This is a genomic window from Paractinoplanes bogorensis, from assembly GCF_018829635.1.
GTDB lineage: Bacteria > Actinomycetota > Actinomycetes > Mycobacteriales > Micromonosporaceae > Actinoplanes > Actinoplanes bogorensis.
This window is the reverse complement of sequence record NZ_JAHKKG010000006.1, coordinates 430,776-455,640: the sequence shown is the minus strand read 5'-3', so window position 1 is coordinate 455,640 and position 24,865 is coordinate 430,776. Positions and strand designations below refer to the sequence as shown.

26 protein-coding genes are annotated in these 24,865 nt (G+C 71.5%); 13 read left to right on the top strand and 13 right to left on the bottom strand.

Annotation, left to right across the window (positions count from 1 at the left end):
* Nucleotides 1-81 precede the first annotated feature (81 nt).
* The 3 genes from KOI35_RS21220 to KOI35_RS21210 all read left to right on the top strand — a co-directional run bounded on the left by KOI35_RS21220 (nucleotide 82) and on the right by KOI35_RS21210 (nucleotide 3,340).
* Nucleotides 82-1,812 (top strand): ATP-binding protein, encoded by a 1,731-nt coding sequence (locus KOI35_RS21220; RefSeq protein ID WP_215789235.1) that lies wholly within the window; start codon nucleotides 82-84, stop codon nucleotides 1,810-1,812.
* A gap of 37 nt (nucleotides 1,813-1,849) precedes the next feature.
* Entirely contained in the window at nucleotides 1,850-2,515 is a 666-nt protein-coding gene (locus KOI35_RS21215) for a response regulator (RefSeq protein ID WP_215789234.1), read from the top strand.
* A 267-nt stretch (nucleotides 2,516-2,782) separates the two neighbouring features.
* Nucleotides 2,783-3,340 (top strand): GNAT family N-acetyltransferase, encoded by a 558-nt coding sequence (locus tag KOI35_RS21210; protein WP_215789233.1) that lies wholly within the window; start codon nucleotides 2,783-2,785, stop codon nucleotides 3,338-3,340.
* Between the two features lie 151 nt (nucleotides 3,341-3,491).
* Here KOI35_RS21210 and KOI35_RS21205 read toward each other — a convergent pair whose 3' ends face one another.
* From KOI35_RS21205 to KOI35_RS21190, 4 genes are read right to left on the bottom strand one after another with little or no spacing between them, the layout of a single operon-like run.
* Nucleotides 3,492-4,946: a glycosyltransferase family 2 protein gene (locus KOI35_RS21205; RefSeq protein ID WP_246613450.1), complete on the bottom strand. Its 1,455-nt coding sequence runs from the start codon at nucleotides 4,944-4,946 to the stop codon at nucleotides 3,492-3,494.
* Nucleotides 4,946-5,986, bottom strand: a complete 1,041-nt coding sequence (locus KOI35_RS21200; protein ID WP_215789232.1) for a HEAT repeat domain-containing protein — start codon at nucleotides 5,984-5,986, stop codon at nucleotides 4,946-4,948. Before KOI35_RS21200 ends, KOI35_RS21205 begins: the two co-directional genes overlap by 1 nt.
* Before the next feature lie 38 nt (nucleotides 5,987-6,024).
* Entirely contained in the window at nucleotides 6,025-7,518 is a 1,494-nt protein-coding gene (locus KOI35_RS21195; RefSeq protein WP_215789231.1) for a sensor histidine kinase, read from the bottom strand.
* A gap of 1 nt (nucleotide 7,519) precedes the next feature.
* Nucleotides 7,520-7,894, bottom strand: coding sequence for a response regulator transcription factor (locus tag KOI35_RS21190; RefSeq protein ID WP_215789230.1), 375 nt, complete (start codon nucleotides 7,892-7,894; stop codon nucleotides 7,520-7,522).
* 200 nt (nucleotides 7,895-8,094) lie between these two features.
* On the opposite strand from KOI35_RS21190, the gene KOI35_RS21185 reads away from it, so the two are divergent.
* Both KOI35_RS21185 and KOI35_RS21180 read left to right on the top strand, forming a co-directional pair.
* Nucleotides 8,095-8,325 carry a hypothetical protein gene (locus tag KOI35_RS21185; RefSeq protein WP_215789229.1) on the top strand — a complete coding sequence of 77 codons (231 nt, stop codon included), beginning with the start codon at nucleotides 8,095-8,097 and terminating at the stop codon, nucleotides 8,323-8,325.
* 144 nt (nucleotides 8,326-8,469) lie between these two features.
* Nucleotides 8,470-10,323: an anthranilate synthase family protein gene (locus tag KOI35_RS21180; protein WP_438870616.1), complete on the top strand. Its 1,854-nt coding sequence runs from the start codon at nucleotides 8,470-8,472 to the stop codon at nucleotides 10,321-10,323.
* Nucleotides 10,324-10,388: 65 nt separating this feature from the next.
* Here the strand turns inward: KOI35_RS21180 and KOI35_RS21175 are convergent, their stop codons facing one another.
* Entirely contained in the window at nucleotides 10,389-11,717 is a 1,329-nt protein-coding gene (locus KOI35_RS21175; RefSeq protein ID WP_215789227.1) for an alpha/beta fold hydrolase, read from the bottom strand.
* Between the two features lie 109 nt (nucleotides 11,718-11,826).
* Between KOI35_RS21175 and KOI35_RS21170 the strand changes: the two genes are divergently transcribed.
* The 3 genes from KOI35_RS21170 to KOI35_RS21160 all read left to right on the top strand — a co-directional run bounded on the left by KOI35_RS21170 (nucleotide 11,827) and on the right by KOI35_RS21160 (nucleotide 14,159).
* Nucleotides 11,827-13,086: a sensor histidine kinase gene (locus tag KOI35_RS21170; protein WP_215789226.1), complete on the top strand. Its 1,260-nt coding sequence runs from the start codon at nucleotides 11,827-11,829 to the stop codon at nucleotides 13,084-13,086.
* Nucleotides 13,074-13,769 (top strand): response regulator, encoded by a 696-nt coding sequence (locus KOI35_RS21165; RefSeq protein ID WP_308121099.1) that lies wholly within the window; start codon nucleotides 13,074-13,076, stop codon nucleotides 13,767-13,769. Before KOI35_RS21170 ends, KOI35_RS21165 begins: the two co-directional genes overlap by 13 nt.
* 114 nt (nucleotides 13,770-13,883) lie before the next feature.
* On the top strand, nucleotides 13,884-14,159 hold the full coding sequence (locus KOI35_RS21160) for a hypothetical protein (RefSeq protein WP_215789225.1): 276 nt from the start codon (nucleotides 13,884-13,886) through the stop codon (nucleotides 14,157-14,159).
* Here KOI35_RS21160 and KOI35_RS21155 read toward each other — a convergent pair.
* Both KOI35_RS21155 and KOI35_RS21150 read right to left on the bottom strand, forming a co-directional pair.
* Complete coding sequence (locus KOI35_RS21155; RefSeq protein ID WP_215789224.1) at nucleotides 14,148-15,020, bottom strand: TIGR03560 family F420-dependent LLM class oxidoreductase; 873 nt, start codon at nucleotides 15,018-15,020, stop codon at nucleotides 14,148-14,150. The two genes, KOI35_RS21160 and KOI35_RS21155, sit on opposite strands and share 12 nt — an antisense overlap.
* A gap of 4 nt (nucleotides 15,021-15,024) precedes the next feature.
* A complete protein-coding gene (locus KOI35_RS21150) occupies nucleotides 15,025-15,591 on the bottom strand; it encodes a TetR/AcrR family transcriptional regulator (protein ID WP_215789223.1) in 567 nt (188 codons plus the stop codon).
* 57 nt (nucleotides 15,592-15,648) lie between these two features.
* Between KOI35_RS21150 and KOI35_RS21145 the strand changes: the two genes are divergently transcribed.
* Nucleotides 15,649-16,767, top strand: coding sequence for a macrolide family glycosyltransferase (locus KOI35_RS21145; protein WP_215789222.1), 1,119 nt, complete (start codon nucleotides 15,649-15,651; stop codon nucleotides 16,765-16,767).
* A gap of 78 nt (nucleotides 16,768-16,845) precedes the next feature.
* On the opposite strand, the gene KOI35_RS21140 is transcribed toward KOI35_RS21145, so the two are convergent.
* Together KOI35_RS21140 and KOI35_RS21135 are read right to left on the bottom strand one after the other, a co-directional pair.
* Entirely contained in the window at nucleotides 16,846-18,042 is a 1,197-nt protein-coding gene (locus KOI35_RS21140) for an alpha/beta hydrolase (protein WP_215789221.1), read from the bottom strand.
* A gap of 108 nt (nucleotides 18,043-18,150) precedes the next feature.
* Entirely contained in the window at nucleotides 18,151-18,378 is a 228-nt protein-coding gene (locus KOI35_RS21135) for a hypothetical protein (RefSeq protein ID WP_215789220.1), read from the bottom strand.
* A 71-nt stretch (nucleotides 18,379-18,449) separates the two neighbouring features.
* On the opposite strand from KOI35_RS21135, the gene KOI35_RS21130 reads away from it, so the two are divergent.
* Both KOI35_RS21130 and KOI35_RS21125 read left to right on the top strand, forming a co-directional pair.
* A complete protein-coding gene (locus tag KOI35_RS21130; protein ID WP_215789219.1) occupies nucleotides 18,450-19,280 on the top strand; it encodes an LLM class F420-dependent oxidoreductase in 831 nt (276 codons plus the stop codon).
* Complete coding sequence (locus tag KOI35_RS21125) at nucleotides 19,277-19,666, top strand: TIGR03668 family PPOX class F420-dependent oxidoreductase (RefSeq protein WP_215789218.1); 390 nt, start codon at nucleotides 19,277-19,279, stop codon at nucleotides 19,664-19,666. The genes KOI35_RS21130 and KOI35_RS21125 overlap by 4 nt, the downstream gene beginning before the upstream one ends.
* On the opposite strand, the gene KOI35_RS21120 is transcribed toward KOI35_RS21125, so the two are convergent.
* Entirely contained in the window at nucleotides 19,653-20,501 is an 849-nt protein-coding gene (locus KOI35_RS21120; protein WP_215789217.1) for an RNA polymerase sigma-70 factor, read from the bottom strand. The genes KOI35_RS21125 and KOI35_RS21120 overlap by 14 nt on opposite strands.
* A complete protein-coding gene (locus KOI35_RS21115) occupies nucleotides 20,498-21,619 on the bottom strand; it encodes an NAD(P)/FAD-dependent oxidoreductase (RefSeq protein ID WP_215789216.1) in 1,122 nt (373 codons plus the stop codon). Before KOI35_RS21115 ends, KOI35_RS21120 begins: the two co-directional genes overlap by 4 nt.
* Nucleotides 21,620-21,887: 268 nt before the next feature.
* Between KOI35_RS21115 and KOI35_RS21110 the strand changes: the two genes are divergently transcribed.
* Nucleotides 21,888-22,496, top strand: coding sequence for an SMI1/KNR4 family protein (locus tag KOI35_RS21110; RefSeq protein ID WP_215789215.1), 609 nt, complete (start codon nucleotides 21,888-21,890; stop codon nucleotides 22,494-22,496).
* Nucleotides 22,497-22,832: 336 nt separating this feature from the next.
* A complete protein-coding gene (locus tag KOI35_RS21105; RefSeq protein ID WP_215789214.1) occupies nucleotides 22,833-23,294 on the top strand; it encodes a hypothetical protein in 462 nt (153 codons plus the stop codon).
* 25 nt (nucleotides 23,295-23,319) lie between these two features.
* Here the strand turns inward: KOI35_RS21105 and KOI35_RS21100 are convergent, their stop codons facing one another.
* Nucleotides 23,320-23,919, bottom strand: a complete 600-nt coding sequence (locus KOI35_RS21100) for a hypothetical protein (RefSeq protein ID WP_215789213.1) — start codon at nucleotides 23,917-23,919, stop codon at nucleotides 23,320-23,322.
* The gene (locus KOI35_RS21095) at nucleotides 23,916-24,779 is read right to left on the bottom strand and encodes an ABC transporter ATP-binding protein (protein ID WP_215789212.1); all 864 of its coding nucleotides are present in this window, start codon (nucleotides 24,777-24,779) and stop codon (nucleotides 23,916-23,918) included. The genes KOI35_RS21100 and KOI35_RS21095 overlap by 4 nt, the downstream gene beginning before the upstream one ends.
* Nucleotides 24,780-24,865: the final 86 nt, after the last annotated feature.

The window sequence follows — 24,865 nt, the reverse complement described above, 5'->3', positions numbered from 1 at the left end:
CCCGCCGCCCTGTCTTCCCTCGCGCCTCGTCGTTGTCCACAGGGCGTCCCGGTGGTTAGTCGCGGCGACTACGCTCGCCCCGTGTCCCGCCTCCGACTGCTGTCCGCGGTGACCCGGCGCTGGTCCAGCTGGGTCACCTGGTGGCAGCGGCGGCCGGCCGTGGCGCGGGACGGCTTGTTCGGCGTGCTGCTCGCACTGCTCGCGTTCGCGGCCCCGCTGGCCGGCAAGGGCACCCGCCTCGGCGAGCTGCCGGTCCGCCCGGTCGACGCACTGGCCGTCGTGGCGGCCCTCGCGATGTCTCTGCCCCTGGCCCTGCGCCGGCGCTACCCGGCGGCCGTCCTGGCGCTGGTCGCGGCCGGGTTCGCGGTGCAGGAGCTCCGGGGCTACGCGACGTTCGCCAGCCTCGGGGTGACCATCGCCCTCTACAGCGCGGCGGCCTACCTCGAACGGTTCCGCCGCGCCGTCGCCGCGACCACCGTCCTGGCCTACGCGGGCCTGGCGGTCGCCCTGCACGCGGCCGGCTCGTCGGCCCAGGTCGCCGACTACGTGATCTTCTGCCTGGGCCTGAGCATCGCCTGGCTGGCCGGCTCGTGGGTGCGCGACAAGCGGATCGCCGAGGCGGCACGGCGTCGGCGGGAGGCCGCCGAGATCCGCGACGCCGAACGCGCGATGATCGCCCGCGAGCTGCACGACGTGGTCACCCACCACGTCACCGCGATCGTGGTGCAGGCGGGCGCAGCCCAGTTCCTCACCGCCGACCCCACCCGCACGACCGAGAGCCTGTCCGCCATCGGCGACACCGGGCGGCGGGCCTTGAGCGAACTACGCGACCTGCTGGGCGTCCTGGATCCCCACCGCGCAGCTCACCACGCGCCGCCTGACAACTCCACGACCCACCGCGCCGTGGACCACGCCACCACAGCCACCGCAAGCCACGACACCGTCGACCACGCCACCACAGCCGCCGCAAACCACGGCGCCATCAGCCACGCCACCACAGCCAACGCCGCCGCACGCCACGACGCCGTCGACCACGCCACCACAGCCAACGCCGCCGCACGCCACGACGCCGTCGACCACGCCACCACAGCCACAAGCCACGACGCCATCAGCCACGCCACCACCGCCACAAGCCACGACGCCGTCGACCACGCCAGCACCGCCATCGCCGCCGCGGACCGCGACGCCGTCGACCACGCCAGCACCGCCATCGCCGCTACGGACCGCGACGCCACGGGCCGGGTCAGCACGACCCACGACGCTGCGGCACCGCCCACTGCCGTCGAGGGCGCCCCGCAACCCATTGCCGCCGGCTCTCCCACCGTTTGGCCCTCATCCGACATTTCCGTAATGTCGCCCGGCGAGGCAACTCTCGGCGAGGCGACCCCGCGGGAAGCCGGCCACGCCCCTCGATCGCGACTTCCCGGGCTGGCCGAGATCGCGGAGCTGGTCGAGCGGAGCCGATCCGCCGGCCAGCCCATCGAGCTGATCGCGGAGGGCGAGGCCCCGCCGCTGGGCGCCGGCCGCGAGGTGACGGCCTACCGGGTGGTGCAGGAGGCACTGACCAACGCGATGAAATACGCACCGGGCGGCCCGACGCTCGTCCGGCTCGGCTACCGCCCCGACGGCGTGCGCATCGACGTGTCGTCCCGGGCCGTCCGCACCGTGATCACCCCGGTCGGCGGTTCGGGCCGCGGGCTCGCCGGACTGCACGAACGCGTCACCGTCTTCGGCGGCGAACTGTCGGCCGGCCCCGGCGACGACGGCACCTTCGCCGTGACCGCCACCATCCCGTCCGAGTCCACCCGATGACCGCCCGGCAAGACCCTCTCTCCCCGAAGGCCGGCCCATGACCCTCAAGGTGCTCGTGTGCGACGACCAGGCTCTGGTCCGCACCGGGTTCGTCACCATCTTCGACGCTCAGCCCGACATGACCGTGGTCGGCGAGGCCACCGACGGCCGCAGTGGTGTCGACCTGGCGCGGCGGCTGCGGCCCGACGTCGTGGTGATGGACGTACGCATGCCGGTGCTGGACGGCATCGCGGCCACCGCCGAACTGGCCGGCCCCGGGGTCGCCGACCCGATCAAGGTCCTCGTGGTCACGACGTTCAACCTCGACGAGTACGTCTACGACGCGCTGAACGCGGGCGCGAGCGGCTTCCTGCTCAAGGACGCGACGCCGCTCGAACTGGTGGCCGCCGTGCACACCGTCGCCCGCGGCGAGTCGCTCCTCGCCCCGGCGGTGACCGGACGGCTGATCGGTCGTTTCGCCCAGCGGATCCGGCCCGCCACCGCCGACGGCTCCCCGGCCGCCGAGGCGCTGACGCCGCGCGAGCTCGAGGTGCTGCGCCTGATCGCCACCGGTATGTCGAACAGCGAGATCGCCGGCACGCTGGTGATCGGGGCCGAGACGGTCAAGACCTACGTCTCCCGCATCCTCACCAAGCTCAACCTGAGAGACCGGGTCCACGCGGTCGTCTACGCCTACGAGACCGGCCTCGTCCGCGCATCCTGACCACCAGCCCGGCCCGCCCCGACCGGGCTGAACGCAACGGCGCATCCTGACCACCGCCCCGACCCGGGCGCCCAGCGAACCCGGGCTGAACGAAACGGCGCATCCCGACCACCGCCCCGACCCGGGTGCCCAGCGAACCCGGGCTGAACGAAACGGCGCATCCTGAACACCGCCCGGCCCGCCCCGGCCCGGGCGACCGGCGGACCCGGGCTGGACGTAACGTCACGGCGGAAGCGCGTGATCGGCGAGCCAGGTCAGGGAGAGCAGATGTCCCTCGCAATCGACTTCGTCCCGGTGGAGCGGGCCGGCGACGAGTGGTTCGTGGCCGGGGTCGTGGCGCTGGTCAACCGGGTCTACGCCGACGCCGAGGCGGGTATGTGGGACGACGGCGCCGACCGCACCGACGCGTCCACGGTCGCCGCGATGATCGGTGCGGGTGAACTCGTGGCCGCCTTCGACGGCGACCGGCTGGTGGGCACCGTGCGTGCGGTGCGGCTCGATCGGGGCACGGGCGAGTTCGGCATGCTGGTGGCCGACCCGGACGTGCGGGGGCAGGGCGTCGGACGCGAGTTGGTCCGGTTCGCCGAGGAGCACTTCGGCGGGCTGGGGTGCGACACCATGCAGCTCGAACTGCTGGTTCCGCAGGCCTGGAAGCATCCGGTCAAGGAGTTCCTGCGGTCGTGGTACACGCGGATGGGCTATGCACAGGTCACCGTCGGCGATCTGGCCACCGGCTTTCCCCATCTGGTGCCGCGGCTGGCCACCCCGTGCGACTTCCTGATCTTCCGCAAGGGCCTGCCGAGCCAGGTCCGCGCCGGAGACTGACCGCCGGCCCGGTTCACCGCCAACGCTCGCGGGCCGAGGGCTGACCGCCGGCCCGGTTCACCGCGAGCGCTCGCGGGCTGGGGGCTGAGCGCCGGCCCGGTTCACCGCCAGCGGGCCGGGGGCTGACGGAGGCGTACGGGAAAACGGTTTTTTACTTGCCCGCGCCGACGGTCTCGACCGGGGTCGGCTCGTGGGTGTCGAAGCCGGTGCGGGTCATCGTGCCCCAGACGGCGGGACGGCCGCGCCAGGCGGCGGCCGCGCCCCACACCTGCCAGAGGGCCAGCACCTGGCGGTAGCCGAAGTTCTCCAGCACCGCCGCCACCACGCCGCGCAGCATGTCGCTCCAGCGCGGGTAGCGGTGGAACGACACTTCTTCGATGAACAGCGCGACCAGGCTGACCAGCAGGCCGTAGCCGTACGCGACCAGGGCGAACCGCCACGCGAAGGCGACGTCGATCGCGTCCGCCCAGAGTCCGAGCGGCAGCAGCACCAGGGCCGCGATCTCGACGAACGGGGCCAGCAGCTCGAAGATCAGGTAGTAGGGCAGGGCGACCAGGCCGATCCGGCCGTAGCGCGGGTTGAAGATCATGTGGCGGTGCTTGGTCAGGATCTCGGCGATGCCGCGGTGCCAGCGTCGGCGTTGCGAGCCCAGCACCTTCCAGTCGGACGGCGCCTCGCTCCAGCTCACCGGCTCGGCCACGAAGATGACCCGGTAGTCCTCGCCGCGGTCGCGCAGGTAGTGGTGCAGCCGGACGACCAGCTCGGCGTCCTCGCCGATGGTGTCGTGGGCCAGCCCGCCGATCTGCACCAGCAGGTCGCGCCGGAACACGCCGAACGCGCCGCTGATCACCACCACGCCACCGAGGCGGGACCAGCCCGTACGGCTCATCAGGAACGCCCGGAGGTATTCGACCACCTGCACGCGTACGAGCCAGGAGCCGGGCATCCGCACGTCGACCACACGGCCGGCGACGACCTTGCAGCCGTTCGCGATGCGGACCACGCCACCGCAGGCGGCCACGCGCAGCGGGTCGTCACCGAACGGCTTGGCCACCGAGAGCAGGGCGTCCGGGTCGAGCACGGAGTCGGCGTCGACCATGCAGACCAGCGGGTGGCGGGCCAGGTTGATGCCGACGTTGAGGGCGTCGGACTTGCCGCCGTTGGTCTTGCGGACCACGGTCAGCGACCCGGAGCCGCGCGGCACGTGGACCGAGACGACGTGGGATTCGTACGGGACCTCGGACGGCACCACCCGGGGCACCTCGACCAGGTCGAAATGCGCGCGCAGTTTCTCGAAGGTGTCGTCGGTCGAGCCGTCGTCGACCACCACGATCTCGTAGCGGGGGTAGCGCAGCGCGGTCATCGCCTGGACGGCCGCGACGATGCCGGCACCCTCGTTGTAGGCCGGGACGATCACCGACACGGGCAGAGTGAGCGGGCTGCGGAACATGTCGTCGGCGCCGGTGAACGTGGTGCGGCGCAGGTGCTTGGCGAACTCGACCGAGGCCAGCCCGATCATGATCAGGTAGCTGCTGTTGAGCGCCAGGAAGTAGGCCAGCACGGCGTAGTCGGCGCCGCGCAGCAGGACGAGCACGTAGTCGCGCATCAGGACGCTCCGACCAGTTCGGGGGCGACCAGGGCGAGCGCTTCGCGGCAGTGGTCGTTGTCGCGTTCGCGCAGCGCGGCGATCCCGGGCGGGCCGAGCCGGCGCAGGCTCTGGGCGGCCTCGTGGGCGATCTGGAACTCACCGTCGTCGAGGTGCGCGGCCAGCGCCGGCACCGCGGCCGGGGCCCCGAGATCACCCAGGGCCCGGGCGGCGGCGGCGCGCAGCAGGTCGGGGGCGGGCGGGTCGAGCGAGTCGGTCAGCGGTTTCAGGGCTCCGCGGGCGCCGAGCCGGCCCAGGTTGGCCGCGGCGGCGACGCGGACGTCGAGCACCTCGTCGTCGGCGAGGACCCGGGCCATCCGGCTGACCGCGCCGGTCGCCCCGATCAGGCCGAGCGCGTCCAGGCAGACCGCGCGGACCCGGGCCTGCGGATGGTCGAGCGCGGCGGACAGCACGACCTCGGCCTCCCGGCCCATCTGGGCCAGGGACTGGGTGGCCAGCAGCGACGGGACCGGGTCGTGGTCGTCGAGGCTGGCGATCATCCGCCAGGCCGCCTTGGCGTCGCCGATGCGCCCGAGGGCCCGGACGGCGACGACGCGCACCTCGTGATCGCGGTCGGTGAGCAGGCGGCACAGTTCGGGGACCGCTTCGCGCAGTTCCAGGTCGCCGAGCAGCTGGGCGGCCCGGGCCCGGCGGACGCCGCTGCGGGCGTGCAGGTCGGTCAGCGCGGCCCGGGCCGCGCCCCGGTGCAGGAAGACCGAGACCAGGGCCGCGTGGGCGTCGCCGCGCAGCTTGCCGAGCAGGCCGAGCGCGGCCGGCAGGGCGGCCGACCAGGCGTCGTCGGGGATGGCGATCAGGTCTTCGGAGCCTTCCTCGCCGTTGTCGGCCACGAACGCGAGGAGGGCTCGGCGCGGGCCGGCGGCGAGAGCGGCCAGCCGGCGGTTGCGGATGCGGCGCCAGATCCGGAGGACCACGATGCCCACCGCGGTTCCCGCCACCACCGCGACCAGCACCAGGATGGTGACACTGAACAGCCCGACCATGCGAGAAATATATCCGTTTTGCGGGTTTTCGTAGGGCCCTACGGTTCATCGGCCGGCAGCGTGATGGTCACCGTGGTGCCGACGTTCTCGGTCGAGTCGACGGTGATGGTGCCGCTGTGGTTGTCGATGATCGAGCGCACGATGGCCAGCCCCAGTCCCGTACCGGGAACCGCCTGCTTGATGGCGTTGGTGGCGCGGAAGAACCGGACGAACAGCGCCTGCTGCTCGTCGGCCGGGATGCCCATGCCGGTGTCGGCCACCACCAGCACCGCCTTGTCGCCGTGGCGCTCGGCGTGGACCGTGATCGTGCCTTCGGCCGGCGTGAACTTGATCGCGTTGGTCAGCACGTTGTCGAGAACCCGGTCGAGCTGAGCCCCGTCCCCGCGGACCGGCAGCGGCCCGCGCACGTCGAGGTGAAGGCCGACCGACCCCTTGGCGGCGACCGGGCCGATCGCGACCAGCGCCTTGCTGATCGTCTTGGCCAGATCGAGCGGGATCCGGTCGCTGCTGTAGCTGCCTGATTCGATCTTGGACAGGGTCAGGATGTCCTCGATCAGGTCGCGCAGCCGCCGGGTGTTGCGCGAGATCACCTCGAGCATCCGGTGCTGGGCGTCGGTCAGCTCGCCCGGCTCGCTGTCGCGCATCAGCTCGAGATAGCCCGAGATGCTGGTCAGCGGGGTGCGCAGCTCGTGCGACACGGTCGACATGAAGTCGGTCTTGACCGTGTCGAGGGCCTGCAGACGGGCGCTGACCTGCTCTTCGTGGCGGCGGATGTGCTCACTCTGCTCGGCCGTCGCGTTGACCGCGGCGGCGACCGCCCTGATCTCGGCCGGTCCGCTGGTCACATCGGCCCGGGCGTCGAGCTTTCCGTCCCGTACGAGGTCAAGGGTCTCGACAACCGCACCCAGGGGGCGGGTGATCCGGCGGCTGGTGCGCAGAGCCGTCACCACGGCCGCGCCCGCCGCCGCGACGGTGAGCGCCACGACGGCCACCACCGCGATCGTCTGCAGCCGCTCGACCCGGTCGCGAAGATCGGCGGCGCGCCGGGTCAAGGTCACCCGGAACTGGTCGTTGGAGGTGACGAAGGCCTGGAAGAGGGTCTTGCCCAGCTCGGCGTAACGGATCGCCTCGTCGCTGCGGGGCGGCTCGAGCCGCTGCTGCTCGGCGTTGGCGAACCAGCCGTCGGCCCGGGCGATCTGGTCGGCGGCGGCCGCGGCGTCCCGGCCGTCGGTCCGGCGGCGCAGCTCGTCGCCCGCGGCGGTCAGGCCGGTGCGCGCGGTGAAGTATCCGTCGAGCATCTGCTCGTCGCCGGTGAGCAGGTAGCCGCGCAGCCCGCGCTGGGCGTCGGTGAGCACCGCACGCAGGTCGGCGTTGGCCAGTTGCAGCGGCTGCACCTCGTCCGTCAGCTGCTCCACAGCCCGGTGCTGCACCAGCACGGCGGCCAGTTCGGCCAGCCCGGATCCGACGATGAGCGCGACCAGGACCGCGAAGGCCCTGCTCAGCAGCCTTCCGACGGTGCCGTCACGTCGCATCTCACGCCCGGGCTCGGCTCAGCAAGGCCTGGATGCGAGAGACCAGCTCGCGCGGACTGAACGGTTTCGTCACGTAGTCGTCGGCCCCTGCGCTGAACCCGCCCTCGACGTCCTGTTCCTGGACGCGGGCGGTCAGCATGATGATCAGGATGCCGGCCGTCGCCGGCTCGGCCCGCAGCATCCGGCACACGTCGATGCCGGACAGCCCCGGCATGGACACGTCCAGCACCGCCAGCGTCGGCTGGCGGCTCCGCGCCTGCTCGATCGCGGTCTGCCCGTCCTCGACGGCGATCACCTCGAACCCCGCCTGCTCCAGCTTGAACGCCACCAGGTCGCGGATGTCGGCGTCGTCGTCGGCGACCAGGACCACCGTCACGGCACTCTCCCTCGGTTGGTTGCGCAGCTTTCGCTACTTATCGGGACCATATCCGGTTAGTCCGGGTTGTGAGGCCGCTCCGGGAATGCCGGGCCGACTCAGCCACTGCAACCCAGGCGCAACAGCCGTGCAGCGGACCTGCAGCCCCGCTCCGGTGTTCTGGATGCAGACCCGACTTGCTCCGCCCGGCAGGAGGTTCCATGAACACCGTCCCCGACGACATCCGATCCGAAGCCCTCTTCGTGTCGAACGTCCAGCGTTCCCAGCTACCGACTCCCGAGCTGATCCGGGAGGCGGTGACCGACACGGTCGACCGCCTCGGTGAGGCCGGTTGCGCCGAACTCGTCGCTCAGGAGTTCGGCGAGCACCCCGACTGCGCCCTCGGACGCATGAAGTGGGCCCGCAACGCCGTCCGTTCCGCTTTCGCATAGTCGTGTCGCTGGCGCGGTATGCGGCCGGGGCCCTATGCTCGGCCGCATGCTGCACGCGCGATTGAACTGGTGGCCCGCCTGACCGGCGGCCCTCCCACTCGCGCGTAACACCACGCGGCCGCCTCCCCGAGGCGGCCGTTTTGCATGGTCAGGCCTCGGCCGGCGTCCGCCGAGACCCGAAAGAGGACCATCATGCGGCCTTTCGCCCTGCTCCACCGGGACGGCGCCGACCACGTCGAGGTGCTGACCGGTGACGTCGTCATCGTCGCCACGCTCGACGACATCCCGCTGCACCGCGGCCGCCCCACGCTGGCCGTCATCCCCTACCGCCAGATCACCGAGCGCGGATTCGACTGCGTCGACGACGACGCCCCGCTCGAGTGCCTCGTGGTGCGCTCGTCGCACCGCGAGCCGCTCGACGCCTTCCCGCCGGGCGAGCTGAGCATCACCGGCGGCGCCTTCGACCTCTCCGACGACGACTACGGCGCCATCGTCGAGGACGTGCTGCGCGACGAGATCGGCCGCGGCGAGGGCGCCAACTTCGTGATCCACCGTGTCTTCCAGGCCCGCGTGGGCGGGGACCCGATCGCCGCGGCCCGGGCCGCCTTCGGCCGGCTGCTCGCCGCGGAACGGGGCACCTACTGGACCTTCCTCGTCCACACCGGCACCCGCACGCTGGTCGGCGCCACGCCGGAACGGCACGTCAGCGTGGCCGACGGCATCACGATGATGAACCCGATCAGCGGCACCTTCCGCAACGGCTCCGGCCCGCTGCTCGATTTCCTGCGTGATCCGAAGGAGGTCGAGGAGCTCTACATGGTGCTCGACGAGGAGCTCAAGATGATGGCGACCGTGGCCGAGCACGGCGGCCAGGTCGCCGGGCCCTACCTGAAACAGATGACCCACCTGACCCACACCGAATATCTGCTGGCCGGGCGCGGCTCGCTCGACGTGCGGGACGTGCTGCGCGAGACCATGTTCGCCCCGACGGTGACCGGAAGCCCGATCGAGAACGCCTGCCGGGTGATCGCCCGGCACGAGCGCCGGGGCCGCGGCTACTACGCCGGGGTGCTCGCCCTGCTCGACCACGACGATCAGGGCCGCCAGACGCTGGACGCGCCCATCCTGATCCGCACGGCCGAGATCTCCCCGGCCGGCGACCTGCGCGTGCCGGTCGGCGCGACGCTCGTGCGCCACTCGACCGCGGCCGGCGAGGTGGCCGAGACCCACACCAAGGCGGCCGGGATTCTGGCCGCGCTCGGAGCCGTCGAGGCCAGGCCGGTCCCCGTACGCGTCGAGGCCGAATCGCCCGAGGTCCAGGCGGCCCTGGCCGCGCGCAACGACGACCTGGCCCGCTTCTGGCTCGACTCGCGGGCGCCGGGTGCGCTGACCGTCCCGGCGCTGGCCGGCCGGACCGCGGTGATCGTCGACGGCGAGGACACTTTCACCGGGATGCTGGCCCACCAGTTGCGCGCCCTCGGCCTGACCGTCTCGGTCGTACCCTGGACCGCGCCGGTGCCGCCGGCCGACCTGGTCATCGCCGGTCCCGGCCCGGGCGACCCCGGTGACCTCGACGATCCGAAGATGGCCACGATGCGCGGCGTGATCGCGGCCCGGCTGGCGGCGCGGGAACCCCTGCTGGCGGTGTGCCTGGGCCACCAGATCCTGGCGTCGCTGCTCGGCCTGCGGTTGCACCGCCGGGACTCGCCCTATCAGGGCCTGGCCCGTGAGGTCGACCTGTTCGGCGTGCGCCGGCGGGTCGGCTTCTATTCGAGTTTCGCCGCGCTCTCGCCGGACGCTTCGCGGGACACCGCTCACGGCCGGGTCGAGATCGCCCGCGACCCGGCCGACTCGGCCGTGCACGCGTTGCGCGGACCCGGCTTCGCCGGTGTGCAGTTCCACCCCGAGTCGGTGCTGAGCCGGGACGGGCTGGCCGTGCTGGCGCAACTTCTGCCGGAAGTCCTCACCGGAATGGTTATCCCGGCCACGAACGGGTAGCGAAGAGGACTGCCGGTGGTTCAAGGGGATCGAGAGCCTCCGCTTGGGCCACCGGCCCCTCCGGCTCATGCGCTCAGCATTGCGTCCAGCACCTCGACGAACCGATCGGGCTGCTCGAACTGCACCGCGTGGCCCGCACCGGGCACGACGACCAGTTCCTTGCCCGGCGCCCGCAACTCGGCATACCACTCGTCGAAGAGCACCCGGAGCCCGCGCATCTCGTCGCCGCCCAGGACGAACCAGACCGGCACCTCGAGTCGCGGCGCGTCACGGCGCAGGTCGATCCCCTGCATCCGGGGATAGAGCACGTCCCACGTGTCGAGGATGGCGTTGAGCACGTGGACCTTCTGCAGCAGCGTGAACTCACGCACGCCGAGCCCGAAGTCGGGCGGGCGCTGACCGTAGGCCTCCCCCTCGTACGTCATGATCGGCTCGTAGCCCCAGAAGCCCGGGTAGGGCGGCGGGCCCTGATCGGTCAGCTGCCGGACGACGTCGTCGCGCCCCTCGGACCGGGCCCAGGCGAGGATGTCGTCGTAGAAGATGCGGTCGCTCGCCGGCAGGTTCACCGCCTGGCCCGAGCCGATGTAGCCGCGGAACTTCTCCGGATGCCGCTGCACCGCGAGCACCGACAGCAGCGAGCCGCCGGAATGCCCGTACAGGAAGATCCGGTCCTGGTGGAAGCGCTCGCGCAGATAGTCGGTGACCTCGAGAATGTCGGCGACCGCCTGATCGACGGTGACGCGGGCGGCCGGATCGAGCGCGGGATAGGACGAGCCACCACCCCGCCGGTCGAGCGTGGCCATCACGAACCGCTTTTCGACGGCGGCCAGGTGGGCCCGGACGTTACCCCGCTCCGAACCGCCCGGCACGCCCGGCACGAAGAGCAGCACCGGTGCGTCGCGACGCTCCCCGCGGATCATGACACCGAGCCCACCGACGTGCGTCAGCTCGGCCACGCCGCCCGGGATCGAGGCCGTGCGGGCCGGCACGGCCACCGCGGCCGTCGCGAGAAGCAGACCGGCCGCGGGGATCGCGAAGAGCACCCGCCGCTTCACCCCGCGGCCGAGCGCCAGACCCAGGAACAGCGGCAGGAGGGTCAGCACGGCCTGCACACCCCGGCCGGCGACCAGGGCGGCCACGCCGAACGGGCTCGCGTGCGGCGGCCCGGTCGACGGACCCGCCACACCGGCGCGGACCAGCTCGAGAGCCAGCTCGAAGACCGGAACGATCAGCCACACCCACCGGGAACGACCGGTGCGGCCGGCGGCCCAGCCGAGGGCGGCGCTGACCGCGACCGAGACGAGCGCCTGGGTGATGGTGAGCGGGCCCCGCGGCGTCCACCAGCCCGCGAGCACGCCCCAGACGGCGGCGGGAACAATCCAGAGAAGAGTCATGCCGACGAGGATCGTGGCTCCGGCGCGAAAGCGGAGCCGCCATCGGTCGGGGGTCGGCCCAGTACTTTGGTAGGTCCTCACCGGACTCACCGCCTCGTAGGCTGCGTCCATGTCGTCGCTTCTGTTCGCGTTGCTGGTTCCCGGTCCGCCGGGCACCCGGCAGGCTGCTGTGCGCGACCGGGCGGCCGATGTGATCGCCGTGTTGTCCGCTCTGGCCTACGGCGCGGTCATGGTCCCGCTCGGCGACGCGACCTCACCGCACGCGGCCGTGCCGTGGCCGGTCGACGTCGCCATCGGCGTCGCCTGCACCCTCGCCCTCGTGGTGCGCCGGCGCCATCCGCTCGGCCTGTGCCTGGTCCTGCTCCCGTTCGGCGTCGTCTCGGTGATGGCCAGCGGCGCGATCCTGGTCGCGCTGTTCACCGTCGCCATCCGGTTCCGCTGGCGGCCGGTGCTGGGCCTCGCCGCGCTGCACATCGGCACGGGCGTCGTCTATTACGCGCTGCAGTCCGACCCGCCGTTCGATCTCTGGGTCGACCTCGTGCTCCGCGCGGTCACCGGCCTGGCCGCGGTCGGCTGGGGCATGTTCCTCCAGGCCTATCGCCATCTCATGTCCTCGCTGCGGTCCGAGGCCGACAACGCGCGGGCCCAGGCCCAGCTGCGCATGGAGCAGGCCCGGCTCACCGAGCGCACCCGGATCGCCCGCGAGATGCACGACGTCCTGGCCCACCGCATGTCGATGGTGAGCCTGCACGCGGGCGCGCTCGAGGTCCGCGGCGACGCCAGTCCCGACGAGATCGCCACGGCCGCCCGCGCGATCCGGGTCAGTTCCCACGAGGCGCTCGAGGAGCTGCGCTCGGTCATCGGCGTCCTGCGCCGCCACGGCGACGAGCCCCGGGACAGCCCGCCCGCCGGCAATCCCGCAGCGCACACGGCGACCAGAGCCGATCATCGGGCGGTCCGGGCCGAACCGCCGCAACCGCGGTTCTCCGATCTGCCCGATCTGCTGACCGAGGCCCGGTCGTCGGGGATGAACATCGACTTCGCCTGGGTGGTGCCGCGCGCGGTTCCGTCGCAGGAACTCGAGCGCACCGTCTATCGCGTCGTGCAGGAGGCTCTGACCAACGCCGGCAAGCACGCGCCCGGCAGCGACGTGGAGGTGCTGCTCGACGGCGGTGGCGGCGTCGACCTGCGGATCCTGGTCACCAACTCGCTCGGCGAGGCGAACGGCCGGCGCGGGGATCCGGTGCCCGGGTCCGGCAACGGGCTGATCGGCGTGGGCGAGCGGGTCGCGCTGGCCGGGGGCCGGGTGGAGTTCGGCCCCGAGCACGGCCGCTTCCGTCTGGAGGCGTGGCTGCCGTGGCACGAGTAGCGCCGGACGCCTCCTCGGTGGCGGGCGAGCGGCCGGTTCGCCTGGTGATCGTGGATGACGATCCGATGGTGCGGACCGGGCTGCGGCTGCTGTTCGGCGGGCCCAGCGGCATCGAGGTGGTCGGCGAGGCCGTGGACGGGTCCGAGGCGGTGATCGCCGTGCAGGCGCACTGGCCCGACGTGGTGCTGATGGACATTCGGATGCCGCGGCTCGACGGCGTGGAGGCAGCCAAGCGGGTCCGGGCGTTGCCGCGGGCCCCGCAGGTCGTCGCGCTGACGACGTTCGACGCGGATGAGTATGTGCTCGAGATGATCCGGAACGGGGCCTGCGGCTTTCTGCTCAAGGACACCCCGCCCGAGGAGTTGCGGGCGGGGGTCCGGGCGGCGGCCCGGGGCGAGTGCGTGTTCTCGCCGAAGGTGCTGCGGCCGCTCGTCGACCTGGTCGCGAGCACGGCTCCGGGGTCACGGCGGGCCGAGGCGCACCGGCAGCTCGACCGGCTGACCGACCGGGAGCGTGAGGTGGCGATCGGGCTGGGTCAGGGCTGGACCAACGCCGAGATCGGCGACGCGCTCGGCATGGGCGTCTCCACCGTGAAGGGGCACGTGTCCCGGGTGCTGGCCAAGCTGTGCATGAACAACCGCGCCCAGGCCGCCGTACTGATCCACGAGGCGGGGCTGGTCTGAGCAGCGCCCGGCCATGCATTCTGTCCGGGCGAGGACAACGTGGACCGGCGTCAGGCGTTTAACCGGGTGACGCCGATGGGTACCGGCGTCACGCCGACCGACACGGAGGAAATCATGGCCGAGCCACAGGTCACGCTGGATCCGCGCAGCCTCAACGTGGTGGAGCAGAAGCTCCGCGGGCCGCTCGAGGATCAGCTCACGTCAGCCCTTCAGGCCGCGACCGAGAAGACCCGGCACACGTACGCCGGGGAGAGCGTGGACGAGGTTTCCGAGCAACTCGTCGAGCGCACCCGGTCGGGCCTGCACCCGGACATCGCGGCCGGCTTCCAGCCCGACCCGGTCCAGCTGCGCCGGGTGGCCGAGGCGATCGTCACCGGCTCACACGAGTGACCTGATCACGTCCATCGCCTTGAGCCGGGCGGCCCCCGATCCCAGCCGGTCGTCCGGGATGATCAATTCATCAAGACCATTTCCCGCGTACGCGGCGATCTCGTCCGCCAGTCGCGCCGGTGACCCGCCGATCGCGTGCGCCGCGCCCTCAGGCAGCGGACCGTCCACGACGGTCACGGCCTGAGCGGTGCGCGCGATCGTCTTCGGGTCCCGCCCGACGGCCGCGCAGTGCTGGTCGAGCACGGCCGACTTCCGGGCGATCAGTTCCGGTCGTCCCCAGCAGTTCCACTCGTCGGCGTGCTCGGCCACCAGCCGGAGCATCCGCTTCTCGCCCTTGGCCCCGATCATCAGCGGGAGCGGCTGCTGCACCGGCTTGGGCTCACAGACCGCGTCGGTGATCCGGTAGTACTCCCCCTCCACCGTCGTCCGCGGCTCCCGCAGCAGGCCCTTCGTCACGCGTACGGCCTCCTCGAAACGGTCGATCCGCTGCCTGATCGGCCCGAGCTCGATCCCGTACTGCTCGTGCTCGTTGATCTGCCAGCCCGCCCCGATGCCGAGCACGAACCGCCCGTCGCTGATCTGGTCGACCGTCGCCGCCATCTTGGCCAGCACCGCCGGATGCCGGTAGGTGATGCCGTAGACCAGCGTGCCGACCCGGATCCGGGGCACGGCCGCGGCCAGCGCCGCCACCACCGAGCCGCACTCGAGCGTCGGGATGGTGTCGTCCTCGCCCGGCCCGACGTTCGGCATGAAGTGGTCGGCGAACCAGACGCCGTCCCAGCCGGTCGCCTCGGCGTGCCGTGCCTGCTCGAGCACGCCGGCGAAGCTCTGCTGGGGGCCGGGCCAGATCGAAAGTCGCATGCCGTCAGCGTAGGGCGGCCAGCACGTGGTCAACGAGCCCGTCCGCGTACCGTCGGGTCAACGGCCCGGTGCGCAGCAGCCACCGATGAAAGATCGGTCCGAAGATCAGCTCGACCGCGTGGTCGAGGTCGGCGCCGTCGCGGATCTGGCCCGCCCGCTGAGCTTTGTCAAGGCGATCGCGCACAGCGACGAGCTGCGGCCGCAGCAGACGATCGCGCACCTGGTCGCCGAGCGCGTCGTCGGCCAGCGTCTCGGCGGTCAGCGCCCGGGTCGTCGCCGACTGCCGCGGATCGGCGAACTCGGCCACCGTGGCCCGGACGACCTCACGCAGGTCGGCCTCGATGTCGCCGGTGTCGGGCAGGGTCACCGCCGTCGCGTTCTCGGCCAGCGCGTCCAGGATCACCGCGCCCTTGCCCGGCCACCACCGATAGATCGTCTGCTTGCCGACGCCGGCCCGCGCCGCGATGGCCTCGATCGTCAGCTTGGCGTAGCCGGTGCCGGCCAGCAGCCCGAGCGCCGCGTCGAGGATCGCGCGGCGGGACTGCTCGTTACGGCGGGATGCGTCGGGCACGGAGCTATCGTACTCTCTACGAGACGAGACGTTGCGTCTCGCTTGTTAGGAGAGAACATGGCGCACATCGCGATGGTCAGCATCCCGGCCCACGGCCACGTCAACCCGAGCCTGGAGATCATCCGTACGCTCGTCGCCCGCGGCCACCGCGTCACCTACGCCAACACGACCGCGTTCGCCGAGGTCATTTCCCGGGCCGGGGCGGAGCTGAGACCGTACGAGTCGTCCCTGCCCCTGGAGGACGACGAGTGGGGCGACCCGCTGACCGCCTTCCTCGACGACGCGATCGCGATGCTGCCGCAGCTGCGCGCCCTCTACCAGGACGACCGCCCCGACCTGTTCCTCTACGACATCGCCGGCGCCCCGGCCCGGCTGCTCGGCGAGCAGTGGGGCATCCCCGCCGTGCAGCTCTCCCCCACCTTCGTCGCGTGGGAAGGCTACGAGGCCGAGATGCCCGCCCCCGACCCGGCTTTCCAGCGTCGTTACGCGGAGTGGCTGGCCTCGGAGAACTCGTCCACCACCGACAGCATCGCGTTCCAGGGCCGCCCCGGCCACGGCCTCGTCCTCATCCCCCGCGCCCTGCAGCCGAACGCCGACCGCGTCGACCCGGCCGTCTTCGACTTCGTCGGCCCGATCCTCGGCGACCGCGGCACGTGGACCCGCCCGCCCGGCGCCGCCAAGGTGCTGCTGGTCTCGCTGGGATCGGCCTTCACCAACCACCCCGGCTTCTACCGCCGCTGCATCGAGGCGTTCGGCCGCCTGCCCGGCTGGCACACCGTGCTGCAGATCGGCAAGCACGTCGACCCGGCCGACCTGGGTGACGTGCCGCCGTCCGTCGAGGTGCACCCGTGGGTCGCCCAACTTGCCATCCTCGAACAGGCCGACGCCTTCCTCACCCACGCCGGCATGGGCGGCAGCAGCGAGGGCCTCTACGCCGGCGTCCCGATGATCGCCGCGCCGCAGGCCACCGACCAGTTCGCCAACGCCGACCAGCTGGTCGCCCTGGGCGTGGCCCGCGCGGTCGACTCCCACTCGGTGACCCCCACCGAACTGCGCGACGCCCTGCTGGCCCTCACCACCCCCGAGGTGCTGGCCCGTTCCGCCGAGATCAAGCGCGAGGTACGCGCCGAGGGCGGCGCCCCCCGAGCCGCCGACCTGCTCGAAAAGCTCCTCTGACCGCTCTCGGATCGTGGCCCCGACTGACGCAGTGAGGCGGCCGCCCGGATCGGCGGCCGCCTTGTGGGTCACGGGCGGTCAGCGGTGGGCCCGGAGCCAGCCTCGGATGTCCTGGACCACCTGCTGGTCGGGGGCGCCGAACTCGGGGTGGAACTTGGGCGTGATGTTCATGGTGTGGGCCATGCCCGGATAGATGATCACTTGGTGATCGCGGTTGCCGGAGGCGGCTACGGCGGCGTCGGCGGCCAGGGCTGCTCGTGCCGGTGTCTGCAGGTCGTTCTCGCCGTTGAGCAGCAGGGTCGGGCCGGTGAATCGGGGCAGCGCCTCGGTCACCGTCGGGAAGCGGGCGATGTCGGTGACGTAGTCCTTCAGCGTTTCCAGGCCCGGTGTGTCCGGGTAGCTGTCGATCCCGCTGGCCTGGCGCAGTACGCGGCCCGCCTCGGCGTCGATGGCGATCTGACCGTCGTGGTCGGTGTCGGTGCTCGCCCGCACCTTTCGGCCGTCGAGCAGCACGGGACGGAGCTGGTCGGCGACCTCCTCCGGCTGGCCGATCAGGCCGTCCGTGGCTTCCCGGGCGGTCAGCCGGCCGTCGCCGTCGACGTCGAACTCGTCGTGCATCTGCAGCAGCACCCGGCCGAACAGCTGGAGGGTCAGCAGCGTCTTGATGTCCTTACCGACCACGCCCATGGCGACCACGCCGGCCGGATCGGGGATGCCGAACTTCTGCGGCGCGGCGGCGAGGTTGGCGGCCACGTTGGTGCCCTCGCTGTGGCCGAGCAGGAAGATCCTCGACGGGTCGACCTTGGGCGAGGCGGCACCGAAGCGGATCGCCGATGCGGCGTCGCGCTGGATGAGGTCGTACGGACGCTTCGGGTTGAGCTGAGCCGGGTCGGTGCTCTCGACCGGCCCGATGCCGGTCACTCCGCGCTTGTTGAACCGCAGGGTCGCGAAGCCCTCCCGGTTGGCGGCCTGGGCGAGCGGGATGAACGTCGCGCCCTTGCCTTCGGGCAGCGTCTGGTTCATGTCGTTGTGCCCGCTGCCGTGCAGGAAGACCACCAGCGGCAGCCGGCCGGCGGCGTGGCTCGGATAGGTGAGTTCGGCGTCGGTGACCCAGCCCCGGCCGAAGTCGATCCGGACGGGTTCCCGGGTGATACCGGACCACCCGGACCGCTCGGCCGGCCGGGTGTCGGCCCGGGCCACTCCGACCCCGGCGGCCAGCACCGCGGCGGCCGTCAGACCGACCGTCAACCTGCGAAGATTCCGTGTCGTTGTCATAGGAACGACGCTATTTTTCGCGGTGACGAAGATCGATCCGGCTCACGCTACTTCTCGTGGTACAGCCTGCTGGAAAGCTGGGGGACGAGGGCACATCCCGGTCGGGCGTTACGGCCCGGTGTTGCAGAGAGGCCGGCGAGGCCGCGGGTTCCACTTCGTTGCGGTTGTGGCTTGTGCCGAGGCGTACATCTGCATGGTCTTTTCCGGGGCCGGACAGACGGGGCAGACTCGGGTGACACCGCAGCGGCCGCAGTATTCGTTGGTTTTCTTGAAGCACACGAAGCCGGCCAGGAAGCCCAGGAGCAGGGCGGTGGCGACGATCAGGCCGAGAATCATGGGGCGCTCCCTCCGAGCTTGCTTTCCCCTCACACGGCGTTCTGGGCCATCCGGTTCATAGGATCGGTCGTATGGAATTCGGTGTCGGATACTTCCCCACTCATGACGGCATGCGGCCCGGCGAGATCGCGCGCCGGGTCGAGGAACGCGGGCACACCGCCCTGTTCTTCGCCGAGCACACGCACATCCCGGCCGTGCGCGAGACGCCCTGGCCGGGCGGGCCGCAGTTGCCGCAGAAGTACTGGCACACGTACGACCTGTTCGTGGCGCTGACCGCGGCGGCCGAGGCGACCAGCCGGCTGCGGATCGGCAGCGGCGTGTGCCTGGTGACCGAGCGCGACCCGATCGTCACGGCCAAGGAGGTGGCCAGCGTCGACCATCTCAGCGGCGGACGGTTCGAGTTCGGCGTCGGGCTGGGCTGGAACCGCGAGGAGATGCGCAACCACGGCACCGACCCGCGGCTGCGGGTGCCGGTCATGACCGAGCGCATCAAGGCCATGAAGGAGATCTGGACGCACGACGAGGCGAGCTTCGCGGGGAAGCACGTGAATTTCGAGCGGATCTGGTCGTGGCCCAAGCCGGCCCAGCGCCCGCACCCGCCGGTCCTGATCGGGGGCGGCGGCCCGTCGGTGCTCGACCGGGTGCTCGACCACGGCGACGGCTGGTTCCCGCAGTGGCGCGACGAGAACGTGTTCGAGCGGATCGCCGAGCTGCGGGCCCGAGCCGACCGGTTCCTGCAGGTGCAGATGCTGAGTGTGCCGCCCGAGGCGAAGGCCCTCGAGGAGTGCGAGCGGGCCGGGGTCGACCGGGTGTCGGTGTGGCTGCCGTCCGGGCCGTGGAGCCGGGTCGAACCCGCGCTGGAGAAGTGGGAGGCGGCGATCGGCGAGCTGACCGGGCGATGACCCCGGCCGAGCGGTTCGCCTCGGTGCCGGTGGCACGGCTGGCCACGGTCGGGGCGGACGGGGCGCCGCATCTGGTGCCGATCGTGTTCGCGGTGGTCGGAGACACGATCATCACGGCGGTGGACGGTAAGCCGAAACGCTCACGGGACCTGCGGCGCCTCCACAACATCGCGGCCCACCCGCGGGTCAGCGTGCTGGCCGACCACTACGAGCAGGACTGGTCACGCCTGTGGTGGGTGCGAGCCGACGGCACGGCCCGCGTCCTCGACTCCTATGCCTCGGAGGCGTTGACGGCACGCTACCCGCAATACCGGGAGCAGCCGCCGGCCGGCCCGTTCGTGGTGATCACCGTCGAACGCTGGTCGGCGTGGGTCAGCTCGGCGTGACGGCGCGCAGCTTGTCGGGGTTGGCGACGTTGAAGATCTCGCGGATCCGGCCCTGCTCGTCGAGGTCGAACGTCAGGGTGGCGATCACGCGTCCGGCGCCGGAGAAGACCACGCCGGGCGCGCCGTTCAACTCGATCACCTCGGCGCGCATGTCGGCCGGGTCGACGCCCTCGTACGGGACCTTGGCCACCCCGGCCATCCACGCGGCCACCCGGGCGGCTCCGGACACCGGCCGCCGCGCCTGACGGACCTTGCCGCCGCCGTCGGTCCACAGCGTGACGTCGGGCGCGAGCAGCTCCATCAGCCCGTTGATGTCGCCACCGGTGGCCGCGGCCAGGAACCGTTCGGTGGCGTCCCGGTGCCGGCGGCGGTCGCTGCTGAACCGCGGCCGCCGCGCCCGCACATGCTCGCGAGCCCGGTGCGCCGACTGCCGTACGGCCTCCTCGGTGCGGTCGACGGCGGAGGCGATTTCGGTGTACGAGAAATCGAAGACCTCGCGCAGCACGAACACCGCCCGCTCGATCGGCGTGAGCGTCTCGAGCACGACCAGCATGGCCATCGACACGTCGTCCGGATCGGTCTCGGCGCTGGTCGGCAGCGGCTCGGGCAGCCAGGGCCCGACGTAGGTCTCGCGCCGGGCTGTCCGCAACTGGTCCGTGGCCTGGTTGGTGACGATCCGCGCCAGGTAGGCCTTCGGGTCGGCGACATCCGACCGCTCCGCGGCCGACCACTTCAACCACGTTTCCTGTACGGCGTCCTCGGCGTCCCCGGCCGACCCGAGAATCCGGTAGGCGATCGCGAAGAGCAGACGCCGGTGCTCGTCGAAGGCGCTCATCCGTGCGGCCACCAGGCGGTCAGGCGCGGGAACCGGATCATCCAGCCGTACGTCGGCCACGGCGCGGAAGTCACCGTCTCCTTGTACCAGACCGCGGCGCGACCGGTCAGGAACGCGCGACGCGGGCTGTCGTCGGCCCGCGTGAACTGCACGACCGCGTCACGGCGGCCCAGACTGATCGGCGCGTGGTAATACCCGAAGCGGAACTCTTGCGGGGCCCGGCCGTCCAGTTCGCGCGCGATCGAGGCGGCCGCGTGCACCCCCGTGGGCATGCCACCCTGACAGGTGCCGTGCATCAGACCATATTTCTGCCGTACGGCGGCAGCATCGCCCACGGCGTACACATGCGGATGGCTCACCGACCGCAGGCTCGGATCGGTGACGATGCGCCCGCGCGCGTCCACGGTCAGGCCGGCCGCGGCCGCCATCGGCGACACCCGGGTACCCGCCGTCCACACGATCACGTCGGCGGCCAGGTCGTCGACCGCGTGCGCCGTCACCTTGCGGATCTCGGCGCCGCTGTGCACCTGAATCTTGAGCCGCGTCAGGGCCGCGCGGAGGTAGGCACGAGCTTCGGGGGTGAGGGAGGCCCCCGGCTGGTCCCGTCCGACGAGGTGAACAGTCGACCCGGGGTGCCGCTCGGCGATCTCGGCGGCCGTCTCGACCCCGGTCAGCCCGGTGCCACAGACCACGACCTCTTGCCGGCCGCCCAGTTTCGCCGCCAGCGCCTCGGCATCGGCCCGGCTGTCGAGCGTGTACGCGTTCTCGGCCGCCCCGGGCACCTCCGAGGTGTCGGCCGCGCTGCCCAGAGCCCAGACCAACGTGTCGAAACTCAGGCTGCGCCCGTCATCCAGCCGAACTTCCCGCCCGCCGGCGTCGACCGAGGTCACCCACCCCTCGACGAACTCGATACCCGCCTTCGCGGCCAGCTCCCGCAACTCGAACCCGGCGGTGGCGTTCCCGGCCGCCGTCGAGTGGAGGCGGAGACGCTCGGTGAACCGCCCGGATCCGTTGACCACCGTTACCCGTACGTCGTCGCGCCTCTTGGTTCGCCCGGCCAGGTTGGCCGCCGCGGCCAGTCCGGCGTAGCCCGCTCCCAGAACAAGAATCTCAGTCATGCCCGCGGGACGTCTCCGCATGACCACCCGTGACTTTCAGTGGTCCAGGTCACACCGGCTCCTATGTCGCCAACTGACGGATCAACGCGTCTCGGCTGTACGCCAAGTCCGGTCGCGAGTAGAAGGGACCTGTCCGCCGGCACACCGGGAGGTGCCACCTTGATAGAGACACTGCTGCCGCTGGGTGCCGCCGTCGCGAAATCGGCGCTGTCGCTCTGGATCGCCGGACGGTCGCACGTCCGGTGGCGGTTGTGCTGTCATGGCGTCCATGACTTCGGCGGTGGCGGAATTCGAGGACTGGGTACGACGGCCTCTGCCGGAGGCGGTTCGGGAGTGGTTTCTCGACGGTTCGGATGAGCGGCTGGCCGAGGTCAGCGGCAACCGGATCACGCGGGTTCAGGATCTGGGCGGGGCCGAGGTGGCACGGTTTCTCGACTCCGGCCATCTGCTGCTCGAGACCGACAGCCAGCACTGCTGCCGCCTGGTCGTGCCGATCACGGGTGCCGACGGCGATCCGCCGGTGTTCGTCATCGACCCGGATGACGAACAGTGCGTGACGCGTACCCGGTATGCCGACTCGTTCTCCGACTACGGGCGGGTCGCATTGTGGGATGCGCGGCCCTGGGGCGGGGGCGGCTCGGCCGACTTCGACCATGCGCTGCCGCCCGGAGCACTGCGCGCGCTGGCGAAGCGGCTGACCGTGCTCCCGGTCACCTACGAATGGGCCGCTAACCAGAGCTGCGACGCCATCTACCGGTTCGACGGGGTGGCACAGGTTGCGGTCGCCGTGGTCGGGGCGACGGCCGTGTGGAGCGTGGTCGTGGCCCCGAGCCCGGCCGAGGTCGAGGAGCTGAGCGCGATCATCGGGACCCGATGACCGCGCTCACCAGTGGAAGCCGCCTGTACCTCAGCTCAGCGGAAGCTCGACCCGGAAAGTGCAACCGGCTCCGGGACCGCTATCCAGAATCACCGCGCCGCCGTATGCCTGAACCAGTGCTTGACGGTCCCGGTCGCCGGTCACGTGATAGGCGGCGTCGGCGCGGACGCGGCCCACCGCCGGTCGGTGATCGGTCGCGGGCGGTGGCGGTGGCGGTGCTTGAGCAACGGATGCGCCGACCACGCCGGCGATCGAGCGGAACCCGTGTCGGCTTCTGCTCCCACGGGTGTCCGGTTGGCGGCTGACGTGGACGCTGCCGCGTCGCAGTCTGCAGCGGTGGCGTTGTTCATCGTCATCGCCTCCTTCGCCCTGGCGATTGTCAGCACCGCCACCGGGTGCATTCAGGCGTGGGACATCATCGATCGCCGGCGACGCGCCCCGGCACCGACACCGGCGGCCCTGCAGTCGAGCATGCCCGTCTCGCGCACCGACGTTGACCCGGAGGCGAACGAATGGGTGCACCTGGTCAACTCGGATCCGGAACTGACCCGCGGCGCGCGCGCATCGGACGGCCGCATCATCTCCCTGGGGCGTGGGGTCTATCTGGGTGGACAGGCGCGGAAGCGTTTCCAGGAGGCCGCAAGTCAGAAAGTCGCCACCACCAGCCTCGCGACCAACTATGTCGCGGCTTCCAAGAACTTCCACATCGCGGCGGTCGAGAAGCCGTCCTACGCTCGCGCAGCCTTCTGGTTCGCGGCGGCGGCGGTCTTCGTCGTGGTAGCGCTGGCGGCCATGTGAGCAGCCGTTACGGGAGTAGCAGCCGCTAGTCGGTCAGGTCGCGGCGGATGTACCAGAGAGCGATGGCCAGCGTCACGACCGTCCAGCCGGTGAAAACGAGCAAGCCTTTCGGGTTGCCGCCGGCGGCGCTCATGAAACTCGTGAACGGCAGGGGCTGCTCGAAGCGGAACGCCAGCCCCTCGCCGAACACGAACCACGTGCCGAAGCCCAGGAACAGCGGCACCGGGCGGCGCAGGACCGTGGCGCTGGCCACGCCGAAGACGGCCAGCACGGGCACCGCCGCCATCGTGCCGGCGAACTGGCCGAAGTCGCCGGACAGGATTGTGGTCAAGCCGCTCACGGCCGCCACCACCAGGCCGACCAGGATGGTGGCCAGGCACTGGGCCGCGAAGGCCCGCCAGCGGCGAGGCTCGCCCAGGAAGAGCAGCATCGCCGTCCGGTGCTGGTAGTGCTGGGTGGTCGTGACGACTGCGATGCCGAAGACGCCCAAGGCCGCGAACAGTGACCAGAACTCGACGCTGAAGAGGGCGAATGCCATCCCCATGACGACCGCCGCGCCCATCGTGATCCAGCTCGACGGGACGGTGAGGGTGCGGTGCAGCTCGCTGCGCAGGACGGCGATCATGCGGCACCGGCCAGGTCGAGGAAGAGCCGTTCCAGGCTGGGCGTCTCCACGGTCAGTTCGTACAGGGCGATCTGGGCGTAGAGCGCGATCTCGCCGGTGTCCTCGGCGGTCAGGCCGGTGACGTAGAGGGCTTCGCCGTCGGTGGTGACCGTGGCGCCGGCCTGTTCGAAGTGCTGCCACAGGGTGTGCGGGTCGCGGCCGCGCACGCGCAGGCGGGACTCGACCTCGAGCGGGGCGGCGAACCGGACCTGTCCGTCGGCGATGATGACCACGTCGTCGATCATCAGTTCCAGCTCGGAGAGCAGGTGGCTGGAGATGAGCACGGTTCCGCCGGCCGCGGCGTGGTCGCGCAGCAGGCCGCGGAGCCAGGCCATCCCGGACGGGTCCAGGCCGTTGGCGGGTTCGTCGAGCACCAGGATCGACGGCTCGCACAGCAGCGCGGTGGCCACGGCGAGCCGCTGCCGCATGCCGAGTGAGTAGTCCCCGGTGCGCTGGGTGGCGGCGTCGGCCAGTCCGACGTACTCGAGAAGCTCTTCGGCCCTGGCCTTGTCGGCCCCGCTGAGCAGGGCCTGTGTGTGCAGGTGGCCGCGGCCGGTCTGGCCGGGATGCATGAGGCCCTGTTCGAGCACGGCGCCGACCTGCCGCAGTGGGTGTTCCAGGTCGCGATAGCGCCGGCCGTTGATCAGCGCGGTGCCCGAGGTGGGGCGGGTGAGGCCCAGGAGCATGCGCAGGGTGGTGGTCTTGCCGGAACCGTTGAGGCCCAGAAAGCCGGTCACCCGGCCGGGTGCGGCGGTGAACGTCACGTCCCGTACGGCGTCGGTCTTACCGAACCGTTTGGTCAGGGCCTTGGTCTCGATCATCGGGGAGCATTATTCCCAGTCGCGTCAAGACCCCCAGGGCGGTTGAGTACGCGTGCTCACGCTCGGACGGCACCACGGCGACAAGG